This window comes from uncultured Vagococcus sp. (assembly GCF_963518325.1).
GTDB lineage: Bacteria > Bacillota > Bacilli > Lactobacillales > Vagococcaceae > Vagococcus_D.
In genome coordinates this window covers 1-20,699 of the sequence record NZ_CAUQJB010000005.1, presented here as the reverse complement: position 1 = coordinate 20,699, position 20,699 = coordinate 1, and the positions used below count along the sequence as shown (strand labels likewise).

At 39.2% G+C, this 20,699-nt stretch carries 18 protein-coding genes; 9 read left to right on the top strand and 9 right to left on the bottom strand.

Going from position 1 to position 20,699, the window contains the following annotated elements; all coding sequences use genetic code 11:
• Positions 1-134: 134 nt before the first annotated feature.
• Together manA and RWN13_RS06300 are read right to left on the bottom strand one after the other, a co-directional pair.
• Positions 135-1,112, bottom strand: coding sequence for a mannose-6-phosphate isomerase, class I (manA, locus tag RWN13_RS06305; RefSeq protein WP_314061606.1), 978 nt, complete (start codon positions 1,110-1,112; stop codon positions 135-137).
• A 108-nt stretch (positions 1,113-1,220) separates the two neighbouring features.
• The gene (locus tag RWN13_RS06300) at positions 1,221-2,249 is read right to left on the bottom strand and encodes a serine hydrolase domain-containing protein (RefSeq protein ID WP_314061604.1); all 1,029 of its coding nucleotides are present in this window, start codon (positions 2,247-2,249) and stop codon (positions 1,221-1,223) included.
• Positions 2,250-2,594: 345 nt separating this feature from the next.
• On the opposite strand from RWN13_RS06300, the gene RWN13_RS06295 reads away from it, so the two are divergent.
• The 5 genes from RWN13_RS06295 (at position 2,595) to wrbA (ending at position 7,556) form a co-directional block, all read left to right on the top strand.
• Positions 2,595-3,170 (top strand): hypothetical protein, encoded by a 576-nt coding sequence (locus RWN13_RS06295; protein ID WP_314061602.1) that lies wholly within the window; start codon positions 2,595-2,597, stop codon positions 3,168-3,170.
• Positions 3,171-3,323: 153 nt separating this feature from the next.
• Entirely contained in the window at positions 3,324-3,917 is a 594-nt protein-coding gene (locus RWN13_RS06290; RefSeq protein ID WP_314061601.1) for a GNAT family protein, read from the top strand.
• 90 nt (positions 3,918-4,007) lie between these two features.
• On the top strand, positions 4,008-5,183 hold the full coding sequence (locus tag RWN13_RS06285; RefSeq protein ID WP_314061600.1) for an MFS transporter: 1,176 nt from the start codon (positions 4,008-4,010) through the stop codon (positions 5,181-5,183).
• 366 nt (positions 5,184-5,549) lie between these two features.
• Positions 5,550-6,755: an NAD(P)/FAD-dependent oxidoreductase gene (locus tag RWN13_RS06280; protein WP_314061598.1), complete on the top strand. Its 1,206-nt coding sequence runs from the start codon at positions 5,550-5,552 to the stop codon at positions 6,753-6,755.
• A 189-nt stretch (positions 6,756-6,944) separates the two neighbouring features.
• Positions 6,945-7,556 carry an NAD(P)H:quinone oxidoreductase type IV gene (wrbA, locus tag RWN13_RS06275; RefSeq protein WP_314061597.1) on the top strand — a complete coding sequence of 204 codons (612 nt, stop codon included), beginning with the start codon at positions 6,945-6,947 and terminating at the stop codon, positions 7,554-7,556.
• Between the two features lie 53 nt (positions 7,557-7,609).
• Here wrbA and RWN13_RS06270 read toward each other — a convergent pair whose 3' ends face one another.
• Positions 7,610-8,299, bottom strand: coding sequence for a YdeI/OmpD-associated family protein (locus RWN13_RS06270; protein WP_314061596.1), 690 nt, complete (start codon positions 8,297-8,299; stop codon positions 7,610-7,612).
• Positions 8,300-8,480: 181 nt separating this feature from the next.
• Between RWN13_RS06270 and RWN13_RS06265 the strand changes: the two genes are divergently transcribed.
• Positions 8,481-9,356 (top strand): YitT family protein, encoded by an 876-nt coding sequence (locus RWN13_RS06265; protein WP_314061594.1) that lies wholly within the window; start codon positions 8,481-8,483, stop codon positions 9,354-9,356.
• Positions 9,357-9,465: 109 nt separating this feature from the next.
• On the opposite strand, the gene RWN13_RS06260 is transcribed toward RWN13_RS06265, so the two are convergent.
• The 6 genes from RWN13_RS06260 to RWN13_RS06235 all read right to left on the bottom strand — a co-directional run bounded on the left by RWN13_RS06260 (position 9,466) and on the right by RWN13_RS06235 (position 15,425).
• Positions 9,466-10,140, bottom strand: a complete 675-nt coding sequence (locus RWN13_RS06260; protein ID WP_314061592.1) for an adenosylcobyric acid synthase — start codon at positions 10,138-10,140, stop codon at positions 9,466-9,468.
• A 1-nt stretch (position 10,141) separates the two neighbouring features.
• Positions 10,142-11,485 (bottom strand): Mur ligase family protein, encoded by a 1,344-nt coding sequence (locus tag RWN13_RS06255; RefSeq protein ID WP_314061591.1) that lies wholly within the window; start codon positions 11,483-11,485, stop codon positions 10,142-10,144.
• A gap of 201 nt (positions 11,486-11,686) precedes the next feature.
• Complete coding sequence (locus RWN13_RS06250; RefSeq protein WP_314061589.1) at positions 11,687-13,087, bottom strand: potassium transporter TrkG; 1,401 nt, start codon at positions 13,085-13,087, stop codon at positions 11,687-11,689.
• Positions 13,088-13,223: 136 nt separating this feature from the next.
• Complete coding sequence (locus tag RWN13_RS06245) at positions 13,224-13,610, bottom strand: NUDIX domain-containing protein (protein ID WP_314061588.1); 387 nt, start codon at positions 13,608-13,610, stop codon at positions 13,224-13,226.
• A gap of 94 nt (positions 13,611-13,704) precedes the next feature.
• Positions 13,705-14,754 (bottom strand): HAMP domain-containing sensor histidine kinase, encoded by a 1,050-nt coding sequence (locus RWN13_RS06240; protein WP_314061587.1) that lies wholly within the window; start codon positions 14,752-14,754, stop codon positions 13,705-13,707.
• Positions 14,751-15,425: a response regulator transcription factor gene (locus RWN13_RS06235; protein WP_314061586.1), complete on the bottom strand. Its 675-nt coding sequence runs from the start codon at positions 15,423-15,425 to the stop codon at positions 14,751-14,753. Before RWN13_RS06235 ends, RWN13_RS06240 begins: the two co-directional genes overlap by 4 nt.
• 121 nt (positions 15,426-15,546) lie before the next feature.
• Between RWN13_RS06235 and RWN13_RS06230 the strand changes: the two genes are divergently transcribed.
• The 3 genes from RWN13_RS06230 (at position 15,547) to RWN13_RS06220 (ending at position 20,096) form a co-directional block, all read left to right on the top strand.
• Positions 15,547-17,886, top strand: coding sequence for an ATP-binding cassette domain-containing protein (locus RWN13_RS06230; protein WP_314061584.1), 2,340 nt, complete (start codon positions 15,547-15,549; stop codon positions 17,884-17,886).
• Positions 17,887-17,897: 11 nt separating this feature from the next.
• Positions 17,898-18,242, top strand: coding sequence for a hypothetical protein (locus RWN13_RS06225; protein ID WP_314061582.1), 345 nt, complete (start codon positions 17,898-17,900; stop codon positions 18,240-18,242).
• Positions 18,243-18,383: 141 nt separating this feature from the next.
• Positions 18,384-20,096: a DNA-binding protein gene (locus tag RWN13_RS06220; RefSeq protein WP_314061580.1), complete on the top strand. Its 1,713-nt coding sequence runs from the start codon at positions 18,384-18,386 to the stop codon at positions 20,094-20,096.
• Positions 20,097-20,699: the final 603 nt, after the last annotated feature.

Here is a 20,699-nt window from a genome sequence, read left to right as displayed (position 1 = left end):
CGCAACGCGTAGAGCCTTAACTCTTGCAGGTTTACCTGCTTAGAAGTTTAGGACAAGGTCGCAACGCGTAGTAGCATCACTTAAATATTTTCCTATTTTCTTTCAAGGTTGACCGATTCGCGAAGCTTTTCTTATTAGGCGTCGATGCCAGGTTCTGATGCGATAATCTGCATCGTTCCTTCTAGACGCCAGTTTTTGATTTGATTTGGCAAAATAAAGTGAGTCCCTTTGGTTAACTCATAGGTAGTTGTTGAGTTAACTGTATCAGGAGTGTCGATAATCAACTGGCCTGCTCCTTCAATCACGCTGACAAGAGTGTATAAGCCTCCCTGAGAGACCGTTAATGTGCCGTCGACTAACCATTCAAAGACATTAAAGAAAGGCGTGCGCACGTATTCAGTGATACTAGATTGACCTTGGTTGTGTTGAACGATATGCAATTCTGGATCAACATGAGGAACGGTCGTGACATCAACGGATTGTTGAATATGTAACTCCCGTGGTTGACCGTCGTCGCCTTTGCGATCATAGTCATAGACGCGGTAAGTTGTGTCACTGCTTTGTTGGGTTTCCAAAATCATAATACCTGCTCCAATAGCGTGGATGGTTCCACTAGGGACGTGGAAAAAATCTCCTTTTTTGACTTTAATGCGTCGCAATAAGTCATCCCATTGACCGCTTTCAATCATTTCTTGCAACTCTTCACGGGTTTTTGCATGGTGACCATAGATGATTTCAGCACCTTCATCGGCTTCAATCACATACCAGCACTCCGTTTTACCTAACTCGCCTTCGTGTTTTAAGCCATAAGCATCATCTGGATGGACTTGTACAGATAAATCATCCTCTGCATCAAGAATTTTAGTTAGCAAAGGAAAGACCTCTCCTTTAGCATTACCAAAGAGCTCCCGATGGTTGGCCCAAAGTTCATCTAATTTTTGTCCTTTGTAAGGCCCATTTGCCACATGACAAGTACCATGAGGATGGGCGCTAATAGCCCAGCATTCGCCGATTTTATTGTTAGGCAGATCGTAGCCAAAAACAGTATGAAGTTTATCGCCACCCCAAATTTTTTCTTGAAAGACAGGTGCTAAAAATAATGGTTGTTCCACGTGTATTCCTCCCAATTTGCCTCATGTTGATTGCTGAGACAGTATTATGAGGATCAGTCCAAGACTAGCAAAAAAGATAGGCAGTCAAGGAAATCCTCTTCCCAAACATTATAGCAGATTTGAAGATGCTTGTGCTTTCTCCTGTAAATATAACTCTAATATGTGATCTCTTTTCTTTAAATAGTCGACTTTTTTATCAATAGGATGAACTCGGTTGGATAAAAAAACAAAAGCTTCTTGTTGTTCTTTATCCAGAATCATAAAGGTTCCAGTATAACCAGTGTGAAATAGTAAGGGACGATGGTCATTTTTTGTCTCCTTTATATCCCATCCTAAGGAACGTTTGAGTTTTCCTAAAGTCCAGTCGGCAAACAAAGAGTCAACGGTAGCATCTTGTAAAAAGGGCTCACCGGTCAAAGTCTGGCCACCAGCTAAGATCATTTGTGCAAATATCAGACTGTCACCTATTGTTGAAAAGAGCCCAGCGCTGCCACAGTGTTCTCCTAAGACAAAGGCCTTGGGATCATGGACTTGACCACAAATCAGGCCGCGAGTTGGGTGATCTTCCGTTGCCGCAATATTTTGCCCCCGTGGCGTAAAGGTACTCTCAACCATATGTAAAGGCTCAAGCACCCGTTCCTGAAAGAGTTGGTGAAGGGGTTGGTCATAAATTTCTTCGAGTAAAAACCCAAGAAGCAAGGTTCCAGTATCTGTATAAGCTACCTTTTGACCAATATCACTGCTGGATTGTAAGGACATAAGTGCTGTTTTCAGCTCTTCTTGATTCAAGGCATCTCGATTATGAATATAGGCATTAATAGCCGAAGTGTGAGTCAGTAACTGGCGAATAGTTACAATTGGATCTTTGAATTGAGGCAAATAAGTTTGAAGTGGTCTATCTAGCTTTAGATAGCCAGATTCAATTAGCTGTAAGATCAAGGAGTTTGTGGCGATTACTTTTGTAAGTGAGGCCATGTCAAAAAGTGTTTCAGATGTTAAGGGGCGGGAGGGCTCAAGTTGGGCATAGCCGTAAGTCGCTTGTTCAGAGAGGCCGTCTTTAATAAAGGCATAGGAGACGCCAGGGTAAACACCCTCTCGTAGATAGTTTAAGATTAATTGTCTAGTTTTTGGGTACATTGGAACTCCTTCCGCTGATTAAGTAGTCTATTCTTCTCTATTGTATCAAAAATAAGCCAACGTTGTTAGTTAGAAGTAAAGTTGAAAGCGTCAACTGACAAAAATGTAAGAAAAAAAAGGTTGTAGTTACTAATTCTAACGGTTACTATTGTCATAGGTTAATTAATGTAAAAAATGTAGGATTTAAAATAGGAAAAAGTTTAGAAAAAAATCAGACCAAAGTGTGATGTTTTTCTGTTGGATTTAAAATAGAATAAAGGTATCAATTAGAGACGGAGCTGTCACCGGCAACTGATGAAGCAAGTAGGTTCGACTAGGGGACGTTTTGAAAGGTTAGGGAAGCGTATGTACATCTATTTTATTCACTCATCAACGACATCACTGTTATCACGGTCAATTGGGATTTACACAAAAAATAAATACAATCATGTGTCAATTGGATTCGATCAGGAGTTAACAGAAGTTTATAGTTTTGGACGCAAGCAGATTCATAATCCCTTAGTAGGCGGTTTTGTGAAGGAAGACATGGGATCAGGTTTATTTACCACTGCCAACTGTCAAATCTATCGCATGGCAGTGACGCAAGCCGAGTATTATCAGATGAAGACCATGCTGCAAGCGTTTGAAGAGCGGCGCCATGAGTTAAAATACAATTTTCTTGGCTTGATTTTTTTATCATGGGGATTTGAAATGGATCGGCCTAATCACTATTTTTGTTCAGAATTTGCTGCAACTGTTTTACAGGAAGCCACAGCTATTGTGTTGCCAAAGAAGGTTAGCTTTATGACGCCTCAAGATATGACGAGTTTGTCAGAGATGGAATTTATCTACGAAGGAGCATTGTCCAGTTATTTGGAATTAAATGAGCTAGCGAAATTTGGCTATCCTATGACTTGGGACGCAACAACTATCGCCTATTAGTCGTTAGGGTGGCTTTTGAAATGACTCAGGATAAAAGCAATTAATGAAACTGATCAACTCTTTTCAGCCAAGATGAAAAGAGTTTTTTTGGTAGACAAATGGAGAGCTGTCGCCTATCATAAAATAAAGTTGGAATAGAGGGAGATGAATTAAGTGAAACCAGATTTTAAAACAAAGCCTTATTTAGAAAGTGGCACTGTTTTGCTAAGACCCTTTGAAGCAAGGGATCAAAAAGAGTTATTAGACATTTTACAAGAACCGGAAGTTAATCGCTTAACTGGTAGCGCCGTAACTAGCCAAGAGGCTCAGGAAGCCATGTCAACTGTGGAAATTGAACGAACGGTGGCTTGGTACAACAGTCGCAACCAGCAGGATGACCGTCTTGATTTAGCGATTTATTATCATGAACTATCGAAAGTGGTAGGGGAAGTGGTAATCAATGAGTGGGATGAAAATAGTAATAGCGCTAATTTTCGCATCTTAATTGGTGAACAAGGACGTAATCAAGGGATTGGTCAAGTTGCCACAAAACTAATAGTGGCATATGCCTTTGATTTTTTACAGCTAAATCGCTTAGAACTGGAAGTTTTTTCGTTTAATCCCCGTGCCCGTCATGTTTATGAAAAAAGTGGTTTTGTCTATGAAGGGACAAAACGAGAAGTGTTTAGATTTGATGATCAGTGGGTGAACAGTGAATTTTATGCTATTTTGGCCAGTGATTATCTAAAAATAACAGAAGGGAATTAAGAAAAGACTGAAAATGGGTCTTTTTTTCTTGCTCTGAAGATTGAAAACAGGCATAATATGTAAGATTAGACTATTGTTAGGAGTGTTTGAATGAAGAACAAACAAACGATGAGTATGTTGTTAATTGTCATTGCCAATTTATTTGTCGTCTTTTTAGGAATCGGCTTGGTTATTCCAGTAATGCCAACTTTTATGCGTGAAATGGGGTTATCTGGACAAACGATGGGTTATTTAGTTGCAGCCTTTGCAGTTGCTCAATTAGTCTGTTCGCCAATTGCAGGTCGTTTTTCCGATTTATTTGGTCGGAAAAAAATGATTGTGATCGGTATGTTGGTGTATGCCGTATCTGAATTTTTATATGGTATCGGACAAGAGGTGACGATTTTATATGTCTCTCGTCTCTTAGGTGGTTTGGGTGCTGCCTTGATTATGCCGTCAGTTATGGCTTTCGTGGCGGATGTGACGACCATTGAAGAACGGCCAAAAGCCATGGGATGGGTATCGGGAGCGATTAGTGGCGGTTTTATTATCGGGCCTGGAATCGGTGGATTTCTTGGTGACATTTCAACTCGCCTGCCTTTTTTTGTGGCCAGTCTTTTAGGGCTGATTGGTTTTGTTTTTGCATGGGCGTTCTTAAAGGAACCGCCACGTGTTGAAGCTGTCCACAATAAGCCAAAATCTAGTATGAAAGAAGTCATGCTAACACCTATTTTAGCGTTTCCCTTTTTAATTATCTTAATCAATGCCTTCGGTTTAGCGGCGTTTGAGTCGATTTACAGTATTTATGTTGATTTAAATTTCGGTTTTTCAGTCACCGATATTGCTGTAGTTATAACCGTCAGTGGTGTTTTGGCATTAATTGCGCAACTGGTTTTCTTTGATGCCATGGTTAAACGGGTGGGTGAAGTGGGATTGATCCGTATTTGTTTACTCTTAAGTGCGATTTTCGTGGCAGGAATCGTTTTTGCAACAGGTTACTGGACCGTCTTGATTTCCACATTTGTGGTTTTTTTAGCCTTTGATCTAATTAGACCAGCAATCACGACTTTTTTATCCAAAAATGCTGGTGAGAATCAAGGAACGGTCAGTGGTATCAACTCGGCTTTAACTAGTGTTGGCAATATTGTAGGACCTATTTTGTCAGGGACCTTATTAGACGTTGACAGCCACTATCCGTATTTTGTGGTAATAGTGATTTTAGCCGTGTCATTTGGTTTAACACTACTGTGGAAACAGCAACCTGATCGGATGATCAATGAATTGTAAATGGGTCCTCTCTTCTGATTATTTTACTCAGAAGAGAGTTTTTTGTGTGAAAAATGAGCTCGACTTTCTCAATTGTTGGGCTGAAACGATTGAAGATTAAGAAATAAACTTCACAAAGTTTTTTCGGTTGAAAATGGGACGAATTGATTTGGCGGAAAAAATCTGACTCTTATTCAAAAGTGCCGATGGCTATGTTATTATGAAAAGGAAAGCAAGGGATGTAAGAGGATGGTGAAAAATTCTCAAACAGATTATTATGGTTATTTTGTGAAATATGTTTTAATAGTAATTGTGTGAACAAAAGTGGTTTCGAAAAACCGTCTTTAAATTGTAATTTAGCACTAACATTTGGGAGGAACCGATGAAATGAGTAAAACAAAAATTGTTGTTTTAGGAGCAGGCTACGCAGGTCTAAGAACGGTTAAAGGCTTACAGAAAAAAAATCTTAACGCGGATATTACCCTAATCAACAAAAATGACTATCATTATGAAGCAACCCAGTTACACGAGGTGGCAGCTGGCACTCAGCCAGCTAAAAAAATTAGTTTTGATGTAAAAGATGTTATTAATGATAGCAAAGTAAAATTTATTAAAGGCACTGTGAAACTGATTGACAAAGAAAACAAGCAAGTTCAGTTGAAAAAAGGCGCAACAGTTGAATACGATTATTTGGTCGTGGCCTTAGGCTTCGAGTCGGAGTCATTTGGCATCAAAGGTGTTGACGAATTTGGTTGGCCTCTTGTTGACATTAAAACAGCAGAAGCTGCTAAAGCCCAATTAGATAAAAACATTCGCAATTATCAACAGTCTTTAGATGAAAAAGACTTAAGTATCGTCGTTTGTGGTGCTGGTTTTACAAGTATTGAATATTTAGGTGAAATTACTAATCGTTTGCCAAAATTGGCTGACAGTTATAAATTTCCAATTGATAAAATTAAGATTACCTGCATTGAAGCAATGCCAACGTTATTGCCAATGTTTTCAAGTAATTTGTCCGATTATGGCGTCGGAGTTTTGAAAAAACGAGGAGTCAATTTTATCGTTGGAACTCCTATTAAAGAAATTAAAGCTGATTCAGTTGTTTATGAAGAAGCGGGTGAACTAAAAGAAGTCGAAGCTAGCACGATTATTTGGACCACTGGTGTTCGTGGAAGTAGCGTAATTGGTGAGTCAGGCTTTGAAGAACGACGTGGCCGGGTAATGGTTGCCCCTAACTTAACAGTTCCAGGTCATCCCGAAATTTTCATGATTGGTGACGTGAGTGCGGTTATGGATGAAGCTAACGGTCGTCCTTATCCAACAACGGCTCAAATTGCCCTTGGTCAAGCGGATCAAGTGGTTGAAAATATGGAATTAGCCATTCAAGGCAAAGAGCTAAAGAATTTTACCTTTAAATCCCTAGGGACGGTAGCCTCTCTTGGAAATAACGAAGGGATTGGTCATTCCTTTAACAAAGATTGGAAAGGCTGGACAGCCTCTGTTATGAAAAAGGGAATTGTTGATAAATCATTATTGCAAGTTGGGACGCCGTCACTATTGATGAAAAAAGGCCGTTTCGATTTTTGGCACTAATGTTAGAACAGAGTCAAAGCTTAAGACAAATGTCTTAAGCTTTTTTTCGTGGAAATCACTCTAAAACAACGGATTTTTGTCAAATAAAAAGAAGGGAGACAAAAGACTTGATAACTTACTTACAAAATGTTAGTATAATAAGTGTAAGTTACTTACAAAAAATAAGTATATATAAGGAGGACATATCATATGTCATTAAATTTATTAGTCGTTTTTTATAGTTCAACAGGAAGCAATACGCAATTAGCAAGATGGTCAAAAGAAGCTGGAGAGAATTTTGGAGCTGAGGTTAGAATCCGCCAAGCTCAGGAGTTAGCGCCAGATGTGGCCATTGATTCCAATCCCTTATGGCGAAAAAATGTTGAAGAAAGCCGTGATATCCCAGGAGCAACATCAGAGGATTTATTATGGGCGGATGCAATTGTCTTCAGTTCACCATCCCGTTTTGGTATGATGGCTAGTCAGATGAAACAATTTATGGATTTACAAGGTGGTCTGTGGGCTCAAGGAAAATTAGCCAATAAATTTGTGACGGCGATGTCTTCTGCACAAAACCCTAACGGTGGGCAAGAACAGGTAATTCAAGGTATTTACACGGTGATGCAACATTGGGGAGCCGTTATCGTACCGGCTGGATATGTTAATGCGTCAACATTTGCGGCAGGTGGTAATCCTTATGGTACTAGTGCTACGATCGATGGTGAAGGTGCGATGCAAAATGGTGACAACGTTAAAGCGGCAGCATCAGATCAGGTCACACGCTTACTAACAGTTACTAAAGCTTACCTAGCAGGAAAATAAGAAAAAGACGACACTTTGTCGTCTTTTTCTTATTTAATAAACGATACGGGACCTTAGTTTGTTTGCTCTCTTTGAGATTGCTGATACAGGTCTTTACTTTTGTAGCCTAAAGGAATGATTGTTTGCATCTCTTCGAAACGCTTCACTTGAGTGGTAAGTTGCTTTGCACTATAAATATAGCGTGCCCAATTACGTTGATATCCGACAGTTAATTCGTTAAAAAGGTTGAGAATATCTGGATTAGCTTCTAAGCGTTGCTGTAATTCAGGAACAAATGTAGCATAGTCTTTAACTTTTTGGCTAGTTGCGGTATTTTTTTTTCGAATAGGCAAGTACTTTAGGCCAACGATTGTAAAGTAATCGTCTAATTTGACCATACGCGAAAATTTGAAATCGGTATCGGCAAGATAACCATCACCACTTGGATCAATTCCCAAAGCAGGAAAAATCTCATCACGATGAACGGTGTTGGGGTATTTAGAATTGCCGATTTTCGGATAGGCAATAAAGAAATAACCATTTTTATTAAAGGATTGAGAAAGGGTCAGTTCTTTTATTTGTTGAAACATTTCTTCTTTTGAATAGACAAAAAGAATCATCAAGTCTTCCATTCTGCCCGTCAATTGATCACTCAGGTTAGTTGGTTCTAGGCTAGTAAAATAATCGCTATCAGCCGGGACGTTTAAAATAGTTTTATTGTGGTAATTGTTTAGTTTTAATTTTTCAACAATGGTTTGAGCCATATGAACACCTCATCTAGGTTAGTGATTCCATTTTAGCATAAGTTAGGGATTGGTGGATAGCGAAAGAGGTCGATAATTTGCATAAAAATTCAACCGGATGAGTTGCAAAAATCCTGAAGATTTAGTATCGTGTAAGAGGACGTGAAAGTGCGTCTTTTTTTACGGGGAGGCGGGCTTAAAAATGAAAAAAAACTATCAAACGCTATTATTTAATCTGATAAAAATTACGGTGGGGTCCTTTATATTTGCGATTGCGGTGAATTCATTTGCATTGCCAAATAACTTGGGTGAAGGCGGGGTTACCGGTCTGACGATGATTCTTTATTATACCAATGGCATCTCACCGGCCATAACCAATGTTTTTTTTAATACAATATTATTAATAATTGGCTATAAGTTTTTAGATCGTGAAACCATTTTTTTTACCTTGTATGCGGTTATCGCCATGTCTTTTTTCTTGAAACTAACTGATCAATTAGTTGTCCAAACAAGTGAAGTTATTATTGCCTCAATGGCAGCTGGTGCCTTGATGGGGGTTGGTATGGGCTTGATAATGAAAGGCAATGGAACTACAGCAGGAAGTGCGATTTTGGCTAAGTTAGCTAATAAGTATTTAGGCTGGAATACCAGTTATGCCCTCCTATTTTTTGATTTGATTGTGGTAGTTCCCTCTGTTTTTGTTATCGGCCTGGAAAGCATGATGTTCACCATTGTTTCCTTAGCGGTATCCACTAAATTATTGGATTTCATTTTAGAAGGTGCTAACCCAAAGAAAACGGTGACGATCATTTCCGAAAAACACGAAAAAATTGCCGAAGCCATCAGCAACCAGTTGGAGCGAGGCATCACCATTATTAATGCGACCGGACACTATAAAAAAAATGATAAAAAAATGTTATACGTCGTGATTAGTCGCCAACAGTTATTACCCATTCAAAAAATTATCGACGACATTGACCCACTGGCTTTTGTCATCATTAACGATGCCCAGAGTGTGATTGGCGAAGGGTTTACCAGGGAATTTTTTGAGCATGAAGACAATCCAAATGAAATATAGAGCAAAAAAGACTGGCTAGCAAACGCCAGTCTTTTTTTATTTGATCAAATATGGTGATCAAGTTAAATAGAAAAAAGAGTTCTTAAGGGCTTAACTGACTAAAAAATAGCTATTTCGTTAAGTAATCTTCACCGTATTTTTTGACTAAGATTAATTGAATCAAGCGTTTAGCCAGATGCTCATTTCTTGCTAGAAGGGGTCCGTGGAAATAACTACAGTAGGTATTTTTATAGATAGCTCCCTCTGTCTTATCTTCGCCATTGTTGCCGTATCCTTCCTTTACAACGCCTAAAGGACGTTCACCTTTGCCGAGATAGGTTTTTCCATTATGATTTTCAAATCCTTCATAGGCCTCTTTGAATTCCTCATTGTAAATTTCCACATCCCCAATAAAACGATTGTTGTCTTGGCTTAAGGTGTAGTGATCCAAGGCACTAATCCCGGGAATTTTTTCACCATGGGCTCCCATATAATAGTGCCCCAACATTTGATAACCACCACAAATAGCAAGCATGACGCCATTTTCTTCAATGTAACGAGTAAGTGGCTCTTTTTTGGTCTGCAAATCTTTTGAGACAATCAGTTGCTCAAAGTCTTGGCCACCACCAAAAAAGACAAAATCATAACTGTCTGGATCAAACTCTTCATAAACACTAATAATTTCTGAAGTGAAAGTGACGCCAAGTTGCTTGGCCTGGTAGGCCATCATGAGCATATTACCGTTATCCCCATAAGTATTAAGCAAGTTGCCATAAAGATGACAGGCTCTAATTTCTAAGCTCATCTTACATTCCTCCTTTGATATAGCCCTGATTGGCTAATTCTTTGCGGAGTTGAAGCACCGCAGTGTAGGTGGCTAAAATAAAGACTTGCTCAGTTGGTAACTGTTTGATTTCGTCAATGACATGGATCAAGCTGTCCACTTCTTTAATTTGCGACTCAGGGATGCCAGCTACTTTCATTCGCAAAGTCATATCTTTGCGGCGAATACCGCCTGTCAGCACTTGGGGGATGCCCATCTCCGCAAAGGCTTCATGATTCCCATCCCAAATCCAGCTGATGTCAATGCCGTCAGCCGAATTGTCATTGAGTAAACTGACAAGTGAAAATGGTTTTGGTGCCAGGTCAATCATATCTATGACTTGATTAAGGCCAACAGGATTTTTTACTAATACAAGTGTACATTTTTTACCATCAATGTTGATGACTTCTTGACGGCCGAAGATTTTTTCATCATAAGCCAAACCAGCTCGGATTTTTTCTGGGGCCACACGGTAATGTTCAGCAACAGCTGTAGCGGCCAAGGCATTATAGACGTTATATAATCCTCCGACTTCAATGTTGTAGCGCTCATTATCAATCACAAATTCAGCAGATGTATTAGTCATGTTATCGAGTAAGGTCAACTGGTAATCCAGCTCAGGCCGTTTAAAGTCGCAATTCGGGCAATAATAGTTGCCAAGATTGCTGTACGTAATCATTTTGTAGTGGAGAATATGGTGACAGTTGGGACAAACAACGCCATCAGTATTGTAATGAGCCATAAGCTCGCCGTCATTTTCATGATTAAAGCCAAAATATTCATGTTTATTTACTGTCTCGACAGAATTAAAAATTGGCAGGTCCCCATTGGCTAAAATAGTAGCATCTGGAGCTTTTGCAGCGCCATCGACAATCAATTTATAAGTGGTATAAATTTCCCCGTAACGATCCATTTGATCGCGGAAAATATTTGTAAATAAAAAGAGTTTAGGCTTAATATGTTCGGTCACTTTGCTCAAGCTGGCTTCATCTATTTCCAAGACAGCAAATTTTTTCTGTCCCCGTTTATTTTTGGCAGAAAGAAAAGTCGAGACAATACCTTGGGCCATATTGGCACCCGTTGGATTGGTCAGAACATTATCAAATTCCTGTTTTAAAATATTGACGGTTAAAGCCGTTGTCAGAGTTTTTCCATTCGTTCCAGTGACGACAATGACCTCAAAATCTTTGGCTAAACTATCTAAAATATTGGGGTCAATTTTTAAGGCAAGCTTTCCAGGTAAACTACTGCCACCTTTCAGAAAGGTTTGTAAAAACCATTGACTTGATTTTCCCACAAACGTGGCTAACTGACTTCGTAAGGTCATTCATTATTCCTCCTGCTAACAATGAATCATCTTCATTGAAAACTTAATTTTATATCCAGTTCATCATACCATAAATTTTGTTGTTTTTTAATGCTTTTGCAACCAAGGCGAGCAGTCTTAAGAAAAAGACTATTTTTTAGCGTTTTGCTTCAAGCAATCAAGGAGATGACTCACATTAATTCTGTGAATCATCTCCTTAAATTAGCCAATGATAATTTTTTCAGTCGGATAAAGATACCCTTTATCTTGCATTTCCTTTGGCACAAAAAGCATTAAGGTGTAAAGCATGCCGACTCGCCCGATAAACATCAAGGCTGCGATGATGATTTTTCCAATGACAGATAGATCTCCCGTAATCCCCATTGAAAGACCGGTTGTTCCGAAAGCTGAAGCGACTTCCACAACGATTGAAATCAGAGAATGTTTTTCAGTTGCAGCTAGGGTCATCACCGAGAAAAAACACATTAACAGTGACAAATTAAAAACCACAATGGCTTTTTTTATATCTTCTTCTGAAATTCGTCGACCAAAAATACTAATATTTTCCTCACTTTTAATAAAGGAGAACATGTATAAAACGACAATCGCCACAGTCGTGGTCCGGACACCCCCACCAACAGAACTGGGGCTACAACCAATAAACATCAAAGTTGAAAAAACCAATAAGGTTGGAGTTTGAAAGGTAGTTAGATCATTCATCTGTAAGCCGGCATTCCGGGTGGTCATGGAATAAAACATGGAAGTGATCCACCGTTGGCTTTCTCCCATATCTGCAAATAAGTGTTGGCGTTCCAATAAGTAAATTAATAGAGTGCCGACAATAAACAGAATCAAGAAGGCCCCAATGGCTAATTTACTAAATAAAGAAAAGCGAAAAGGATAACCACGGCGTTTCTTTTTGAAAAATAACCATTCTTTTATTTCCATAATAACCGGGAAGCCGATCCCGCCAATGATAATCAGAATAATGATACAGATAATAAAGAAATAATCATTAGCATAAGGGGTCAAGGAAGCCCCAGTTACATCAAAACCAGAGTTGGTGACTGCAGAAATGGATTGATAAAAGCCATAAAAAATCGCGTCTCGAATAGTGGCATGGTGATTAGATAGATAAAAATGAACGGAGAAAATTCCGCCAAATATCAATTGAATCCATAATAAAATCCCTAAAGTCGTTCGAATTAAGCGGACGATTCCACTTAATTTAGGTTGATTCATATCAGTCATGATCAATTGGCGCTGTTTCAGGGAAATCTTTCGCCTTGAGACAATAAAAAAGAAGGTTGAGACCATCATGATTCCCAAGCCACCGACTTGGAAAAGGACTTCAAGTAAGATAACTCCCCGGTCATTAAAGACCTCATTAATATTAAACGTACTTAAACCAGTCACACTAACCGTACTAATGGCCATAAAAAGATCATCTAGTAAACTCGTGTGAACATCTGTATGACGGAAAAAAGGCAATTTTAATAGGATAAATGAAATAACCGTTAAAATAAGATAATAAATGACAATTAACTGGATACTGGACAGATGGGTAGAAAGAAAGCGAGCAAAATCACGCTTATACCCGTAAAAAAAACGACGTTTGGCCATGTTTTAGGTCCCTTTCAATAGTTGGTCTACTAAGTATATCATTTGCGGTCAAAATGGCAATCACCTCTAAAAAAATGAAGACTCATGATTTAAGCAAAGGGTAATCCTTTAAGTCGAAAAGACTGCTTAAGAAAAACTAAGGAATGAATTTTCCGGCTTTGGCTAATGCTAAGACTTCTTCTTTTATTGCCCGACGCGCATCCTGAACTTCACTGGTTTGTAGATGTAAGCTGGCGAGGTCGACTTCCTGATAAATCATCCAATAGTCGTCAAAACCTTCAGGAAAATTAAGGGTAAGGCGAGGTCGTTTGCCCGCCAAATTAATCACAAGTCCAAGCTCTTCAGCAATCTCACGTTCAGCCGCTTCTTGACTTGTCTCTCCTTGAAGAGCTGAGCCTGCCCCAGAGAGGTCCCACATATCGGGATAGGCAATTTTATCGACTTGACGTCGCTGAATTAGTAATTGATTCAGTTGGTTAAATACACAAACATGAACGACTAAGTGATAACGATCTTTAGGCAAGACTTCCCGCAGATGTGACTCACCTGTTTTAGAGCGATTTTAATTATATAAATCCCAGATTTCAGTTTCATCGATTGACATAAAGACCTCCTTTTTATTTCGGCAGATAGACAGTAAAAGTACTGCCTTGATGTGGGGTACTTTCGAGTTCAATCCGCCCTTGGCACAAGGTGATGATGCGTTTAACTAAGGAAAGTCCAAGACCATTTCCTTCAATGGTGTGAGATCGATCGCCTTGATAAAACTTATTAAAGACTTGGCCTTGGGTTTCGCAATCCATCCCAAGTCCTTGATCCTGAATACTGATCATTACTTCCTGAGTGTCACTCCTTAGTGTGATCGTGATCAGGCTGTTTTTTGAGGAAAACTTGATGGCATTATCGATCAAGTTAATCCACATCTGTTGCAGGAGCTCATCATTTGAGTTGATTTGACACTCTACCAACTCAAGATGAAAGCTGATTTGTTTTACTTGCCATTTTGGCTCTAGCAGCAAAATTACTTGACGCAATTGTTCATCCAGTTGAATGTTGCTTTTCTCGGGCAATATTTCAATGGTTTCAACTTTTGTCAAATTTAGGACATTAGCAGACAAACTTGTTAAACGAGTCGATTCCTGAATAATAATATCGATGTACCTCTGGCGATCCTGCTCCGTAATAGCAGGATCCTTTAGCAGTTTGGCAAACCCTTGAATGGACACGATGGGCGTTTTAAACTCATGGGAAAAATGATTGATAAAATCACTTCGCAAGGTATCAATGCCGCTTAATTCTTTGGTCATTCGATTAAAGCTATGGCTCAATTCAATTAACTCATAAGGGCCCCGCTCATAGTGAAGGGTGGTCTCTAAATCACCATTAGCTACTTGGTTAATGGCATTGATGGCACGCTTAAATGGATGCAAGATTTTATGACTAAATAAAGCTGTCAAGGTTGTTCCCATGATAATACTAAAAACAAAAATAATGATAAAGGGGCCAAAAAAGCGATAGCGATTAGAGAAACGTGGAATATATCCGATTAAGTTTGTTTTAACTAAGATAAGAATAAAACTGCCTATGATGATAAAGCTGGCAATCAACATAAAAAAGACAAAAAAGACGAGACCGAGGGTTAAAGAAAAACGATTCTTTTTTTTCATAGATGCCGCTCCGCCTTATAGCCTAGACCACGAACCGTAATAATCGTAAATTCTGTAAAGTGGGCCAACTTTTCCCGTAGTCGATTGATATGAACATTGACGGTTTTAGCGTCTGTCTGACTGTCATATCCCCAGATATCATCCATTAATTGTAAACGGGTAAAGATTTTTCCTGGATAAGACAATAATTTAAAGAGTAAGAAAAATTCTTTTTGGGGCAAATGAATAATCTCCTGACCTTTGCGGATTTGCAAGTAGTCGGCATCAATTGTCACCTCCCCTAAAGTAATCCGATTTTTAGCCATGATTTTTGAGCGGCGCAATAAGGCTCTAATCCGCAATAACATCTCCTCCTGATCAACAGGTTTGGTCATGTAGTCATCGGTCCCCACTAAAAATCCTTTTTTCTTTTCACTTGGGGTCTCTTTAGCAGTAACCATCAAAATCGGCAGCTGATAATTGGCTTGGCGTAGGGCTTCCGTCAATTGGTACCCGTCCATTTCAGGCATCATAATATCGACTAAGGCCAAGGCGATAGTTTGTTGATCGATAATAGTCAGAGCTTGTGTGCCATTGTGAGCGATCATTGTCTGGAAGCCGTTGTTTCGCAGATAAATGCTCATGAGTTCCTGAGTATGAGGATCGTCTTCAACAATTAAAATAGTTTCCATAAGTATCTCCTTGCGAAAGTCAGACTTAAGTCTGAACTTTGAGTTTTTCTTCATTTGTTAACCTTGAGTTTACCTTGGAAAAGTAAACTCATGATTAACAACTTTTGGAAGGGTGATCGCGATGTTAGAATTGAATAATATATACAAACATTATACCACTGGTGAGTTTACACAAACAGCCTTGGCTGGTGTTAATCTAAAATTTCGCCAAAATGAGTTTGCAGCGATTCTTGGTCCTAGTGGTTCAGGAAAAACGACGCTACTTAATATTGCTGGTGGATTGGCTCAGTATGATGAAGGAGACTTAAAGATTAATGGACAATCAACCAAGACGTTTAAAGATAGAGATTGGGATGCTTATCGAAATAACAGTGTTGGGTTTATTTTTCAGAGTTATAACCTAATCACTCACCTGTCTGTTATGGATAACGTCATGATGGGGATGACATTGAGCGGGGTACCCAAAGAGATGCAAAAGAGTCGCGCCTTGGCTGTTCTAGGGCGAGTTGGCTTGTCAGATCATGTCCATAAAAAGCCTAACCAATTATCAGGTGGGCAAATGCAGCGTGTAGCGATTGCTCGTTCTTTGGTGAACGATCCAGACATTATTTTAGCAGATGAGCCAACGGGAGCCTTGGATACGAAAACCAGTGAACAAATTATGACCTTAATTGCTGAAATTGCACAAGATAAGCTGGTAATTATGGTCACCCATAATCCGGAATTGGCAGCTACATATGCGACGCGAACAATCGAGTTTCGCGATGGTCAGGTGGTTCATGACTCCGCTCCAGTTGAAGCCATACAGCCGTCTCATGATTATCAGATGCGGCGAACGAGCATGAGTTTTTGGAACGCATTAAAGCTGTCAGGAAAAAATATTACGACTAAAAAATGGCGGACAGGTTTGATTGCCTTTGCCTCCAGTATAGGAATTATTGGCATCGCCTTAGTTTTATCACTGTCCAATGGCTTTGATAAACAGATCAGTTCTGTGGAAAACGATACGCTATCCGGCTACCCAATTACGATTTCAAAAGTAGCAACAACAGCTAATTTTGGCCCGCCTCAGTTTGGGGATGAGCCGTCTCAATCGTTAAAGAAGCAACGGGACGGTCAGTTAATCTATGCTGACAAATCCACGGAGGAGGAAATCCCTCATGACAATCAGCTAAGCGATGAGTTTTTGACTTATTTAAGTAAATTGACTGGAGAAGTGGCTGGGGTTAATCGAGTGTATAATAGTGGCTTTAATTTAATTAGTCAGCAAGGCGAAGTAAAGGCTGTTAATCAGGAAACCATTGGCTTTACCAGTTATCCTAGTCCTAATGAAGGCCCTCAAAGTGATTTTTTAAAAGAGAATTTTGATTTGCTGGCAGGAAATTATCCGACAAATAAACATGAACTAGTATTAGTCATTGGGGAGAACAATCAATTAAGCAGTGAATTACTACTGGCCTTAGGACTGTCGGCTGATGATCTGACCTTTGACACGGTAATTGGTTATGAAATTAACGTCATTCCAAATGATGACTACTACCAGCAGGAAGGGGCTTATTTTAAAGCGATTGATGAGCAGATTGCTTTTCAAAAAGAAGGAGTCATCCCATTAACGGTAGCAGGTATCATTCGCGTAAAGGAAGGTTTGGAGATTTCTGGAGTAAGTGAAGGTCTAAAGTATTCTCAAGAATTCGCCGCTGAGGTAATTAATCTGAATAGAGATTCAGCGATTCTTAAGGCTCAGCGTGAAGCTGATTATAACGTCATGACGGGAGAAGCTTTTGTGGCAGTAGCCCTGCCGGAACCTAGTCGGCGCATGAGCAACGTTGGGACCATGCCATCGGCTGTCAGTGCTCTTACGAAAGAGCAGTTATTGACCAAACTAGGGGAAGGTGACAGTCCTGACCTAATCACCATTTACCCAAAAGATTTTGCTGCCAAGGAAGAGGTCTTAAGTTATTTGACTGATTGGAACAATGGTAAGCCAGAGTCTGAACAAATAGAATACAGTGATATGGCAGCAACTGTGACGTCATTAATGGGCAGTGTGCTAGATGGCATTACGATTGTGCTAGTAGCCTTCGCTGCTATATCTTTAGTGGTCTCTCTGATTATGATTGGGATTATCACTTATATTTCAGTGATGGAACGGACTCGAGAAATAGGCGTTCTGCGGGCTTTAGGAGCTCGGAAAAAGGATATAACGCGAGTATTCAATGCAGAGACCTTTATTATAGGGACTTGTTCTGGACTTTTGGGGATTGGCGTGGCTTATTTACTAACCATTCCAGTGAACCTGGTATTAGAAAATATGACTGAAATGAGTAATATTGCTCAATTGAACCCGATTCATGCTCTTTTATTAGGACTGGTTAGCATTCTGCTGACAATGCTAGGGGGCATGTTGCCAGCTAGAATGGCAGCTAAAAAGGATCCAGTAGAGGCCTTAGGTGCCGATTAGGAGGAAGTCGTGTGATTAATGAAAAGCAGTTGTTGCAAGAATTAAATACCACTGTTTCAGCGATTCCAGAGGTCGAAAGCATCATGATGGATGAGCCTGTTACTTTTATTCGGTATTATTATGAACAGGAAGATGTGCTAGAGACGATTAAGGATCAACTATTTGATTACTACCCGCCAATGGGAGCGAGAAAATCGGAAGCTAGTCTCTTGATTGAACGCTTGCAACTCATGATGAAAGAGAGGGAGCGAGGATTGTTGATCTTCTATGATTGGGGAGATCCGGTGGCGATAGTCATGGAAAAAGCCGAAATTTTAGTTAGATTAAAGGAAGAACTGTCATTAGTTTTTGTATGACTCTGAAAATATAGACTTGAGACTGATTGTGTTCTGTCCTAAAAACCGCTAGAATGGTATCAAGTAGCTACTTTAGCTACTTGATTTTTTGGGGTTTATCTGTAAACCGTTTGGCAGAATTTTAGGAGGAGGAGACTTATTATGTTAAGTCAGTTAGGAATAAGCAGCATATTATTGGTGATCATTGTTGGGAGCTATGTAGTTAGAAAGAAAGGCTCACTAAACAAGCGGCAATGGCAACTCCTAATCGGGTTACTTGTGACAATAACACTGGTAAACAGCGTTTATATTTGGATTGTTTTACCAAGTAAATCTTTATTTAATTATTTAATGACAAATATTGTGTTGGGATTACTGGGTCTTGGCATTGTCTTTTTAGTCAATCAAGTAGATGACTTAGTCCTTGATCGCAAGAAAAGCTTGGGTAAGCAAATGGCCATTTTAATTGCCGGCTTTGTTTTATTAATAGGAGCCTCAATAGGTTATGATATTTACAGTAAAAAACAAGTTTATGGCACCTTAAATCTCGTTGAAGGAACAGATACGCCAGAACTTGATAAACAAGACACGCCGGTGACGATTCCACCGAAAACCGTGCGGAATAAAATGAAAAAATCAATGAACCAATTTGAAAATCAACAATTTTACAACTTAGGAAATTTACAAGTCCAAAAAGTGAAGGATGAAGTAGTCTATATTGCACCTCTTGAGTTCAAAGGCTTTTGGCGTTGGTTAAAAGGAGGGGCATCGGAAGGTTATTTGAAGATGTCAGCAACCGATGTTTATGCTCAACCTGAGCCAGTTAAAACAGATATGACGTATATCCCTAGTGCTTATTTCTTCAAAGATGTGGAACGGAAAATCTATTTTGCAACAGCCACATATAAATCAATCGGCGAACCTCAGTTGGAAATAGCTGATGATGGCCATGCTTATTACGTTCAAACCCTCTATAAACCACGGGGGATTTCAGAAAATCCCAATTATCGTAAGATGAAAATTGCTGTCTTAGATACTGTAAGTGGGAAAGTAGACGTTTACGATTTAAACAATGTGCCAGCATTTATTGATGCACCAATTTCTCCAGAGATGGCTAGCGAAATGAACAGTGTTTACGGCAAATATGAAAATGGCTGGTTAAACAGTCGGATGGCGAAAAAAGGCGTTAAATTAGCAACAGAGAATGGAACAGAGGATGAAGTGACACCGATCTTCAATGAAAAAGGAGAGATGTTGTATTTTACAGATTTTACCTCCCCCTCAAGTTCTGACGATTCGGCTATCGGGTATTCTTTTATCAATGCCCGTACCGGCGAGATTACTTATTACAGTAAGAAAAACATGATGGATAGCGAAGGCTTGATTAATTTGGTTGACCTTGTTTTTCCCGAGAAAAAATTAGAAGGCAACATGCCCTTGCTTTATAATATTGATGGTGTGCCAACTTGGGTAGTGTCAATGTTAGATAAAAACGGCATCTTTAAAAAGATTGCGTATGTTAATGCCACAGACAGTGATATTTTAGCCATGGAAGATAATGTTGAAAAGACCTTGCAGACCTACCGTCTGAAACTAGGTGAAAAGAAAACCAACGTTAGTGCGACTTCTGAAGTTAAGGAAGTAGAAGTAAGTGGAAAGGTAGCTCGAATAACTGCTCCGATGGTTACAACTGAGGCAACAATCATCAAATTTGTATTAGATGATGGGACCCTGTATATCGTTAATGAAAGTGATTATGAAGTTGCTGGATTTTTAGAAAAAGGCGATCAAGTTAGTTTTACTGCTAAGATGGTGGATGATCAAGTCCAAGGGTATGTGGAAAAATTTGTGATTGAAGGATTTGAACTAAAATAAGAACCAAAAGAAGTGATTGAGAAATTCCAATCACTTCTTTTTTATGTTAGAAAGATGAGGAGAAAAGGGGTAAAACTATAGGGGAAACAGTTAGCTGTCTGATTTTTCAAGATATCTTGCGAACCAGAAATGTAGCAGAACCTGCAACATAGCTTAATTTTTAAAATGAAAGAATTGGCTGACTTAAACGTTGTCAACGTATCATGTTATCAATATGTCATAGTTAGATGGGATAAGAGAATGTAGCAGAACCTGCAACATCCCTCAATATTTTGAATGAAAGAATTGGCTGACTTAAACGTTGTCAATGTATCATGTTATCGATATTAACTGGTCAACCCATAGTTAAATGGGAATGAAATGTAGCAGAACCTGCAACATCCCTCAATATTTTGAATGAAGGAATTAGCTGAGTTAAAAGCTGACAATCAGTGATCTCATCAATATTAACGGGTCAAGGCATAGTTAAATGGGGCTGAAAATGTAGCAAAACTTGCAACATAGCTCAAATTTTTTGATGAAGAAATTAGCTGAGTTAAATGCTATCAATCAGTGACAACAAGTGAGTTCGTTGCCAATCTAAAGACTAAAATGTAGCAGAAC

Coding starts and splice junctions, on each gene's coding strand:
- RWN13_RS06300 (WP_314061604.1), bottom strand. CDS start 2,249: ATGTACCCAAAAACTAGACAATTAATCTTAAACTATCTACGAGAGGGT.
- RWN13_RS06295 (WP_314061602.1), top strand. CDS start 2,595: ATGTACATCTATTTTATTCACTCATCAACGACATCACTGTTATCACGG.
- RWN13_RS06285 (WP_314061600.1), top strand. CDS start 4,008: ATGAAGAACAAACAAACGATGAGTATGTTGTTAATTGTCATTGCCAAT.
- RWN13_RS06280 (WP_314061598.1), top strand. CDS start 5,550: ATGAGTAAAACAAAAATTGTTGTTTTAGGAGCAGGCTACGCAGGTCTA.
- wrbA (WP_314061597.1), top strand. CDS start 6,945: ATGTCATTAAATTTATTAGTCGTTTTTTATAGTTCAACAGGAAGCAAT.
- RWN13_RS06270 (WP_314061596.1), bottom strand. CDS start 8,299: ATGGCTCAAACCATTGTTGAAAAATTAAAACTAAACAATTACCACAAT.
- RWN13_RS06265 (WP_314061594.1), top strand. CDS start 8,481: ATGAAAAAAAACTATCAAACGCTATTATTTAATCTGATAAAAATTACG.
- RWN13_RS06260 (WP_314061592.1), bottom strand. CDS start 10,140: ATGAGCTTAGAAATTAGAGCCTGTCATCTTTATGGCAACTTGCTTAAT.
- RWN13_RS06255 (WP_314061591.1), bottom strand. CDS start 11,485: ATGACCTTACGAAGTCAGTTAGCCACGTTTGTGGGAAAATCAAGTCAA.
- RWN13_RS06250 (WP_314061589.1), bottom strand. CDS start 13,087: ATGGCCAAACGTCGTTTTTTTTACGGGTATAAGCGTGATTTTGCTCGC.
- RWN13_RS06240 (WP_314061587.1), bottom strand. CDS start 14,754: ATGAAAAAAAAGAATCGTTTTTCTTTAACCCTCGGTCTCGTCTTTTTT.
- RWN13_RS06235 (WP_314061586.1), bottom strand. CDS start 15,425: ATGGAAACTATTTTAATTGTTGAAGACGATCCTCATACTCAGGAACTC.
- RWN13_RS06230 (WP_314061584.1), top strand. CDS start 15,547: ATGTTAGAATTGAATAATATATACAAACATTATACCACTGGTGAGTTT.
- RWN13_RS06220 (WP_314061580.1), top strand. CDS start 18,384: ATGTTAAGTCAGTTAGGAATAAGCAGCATATTATTGGTGATCATTGTT.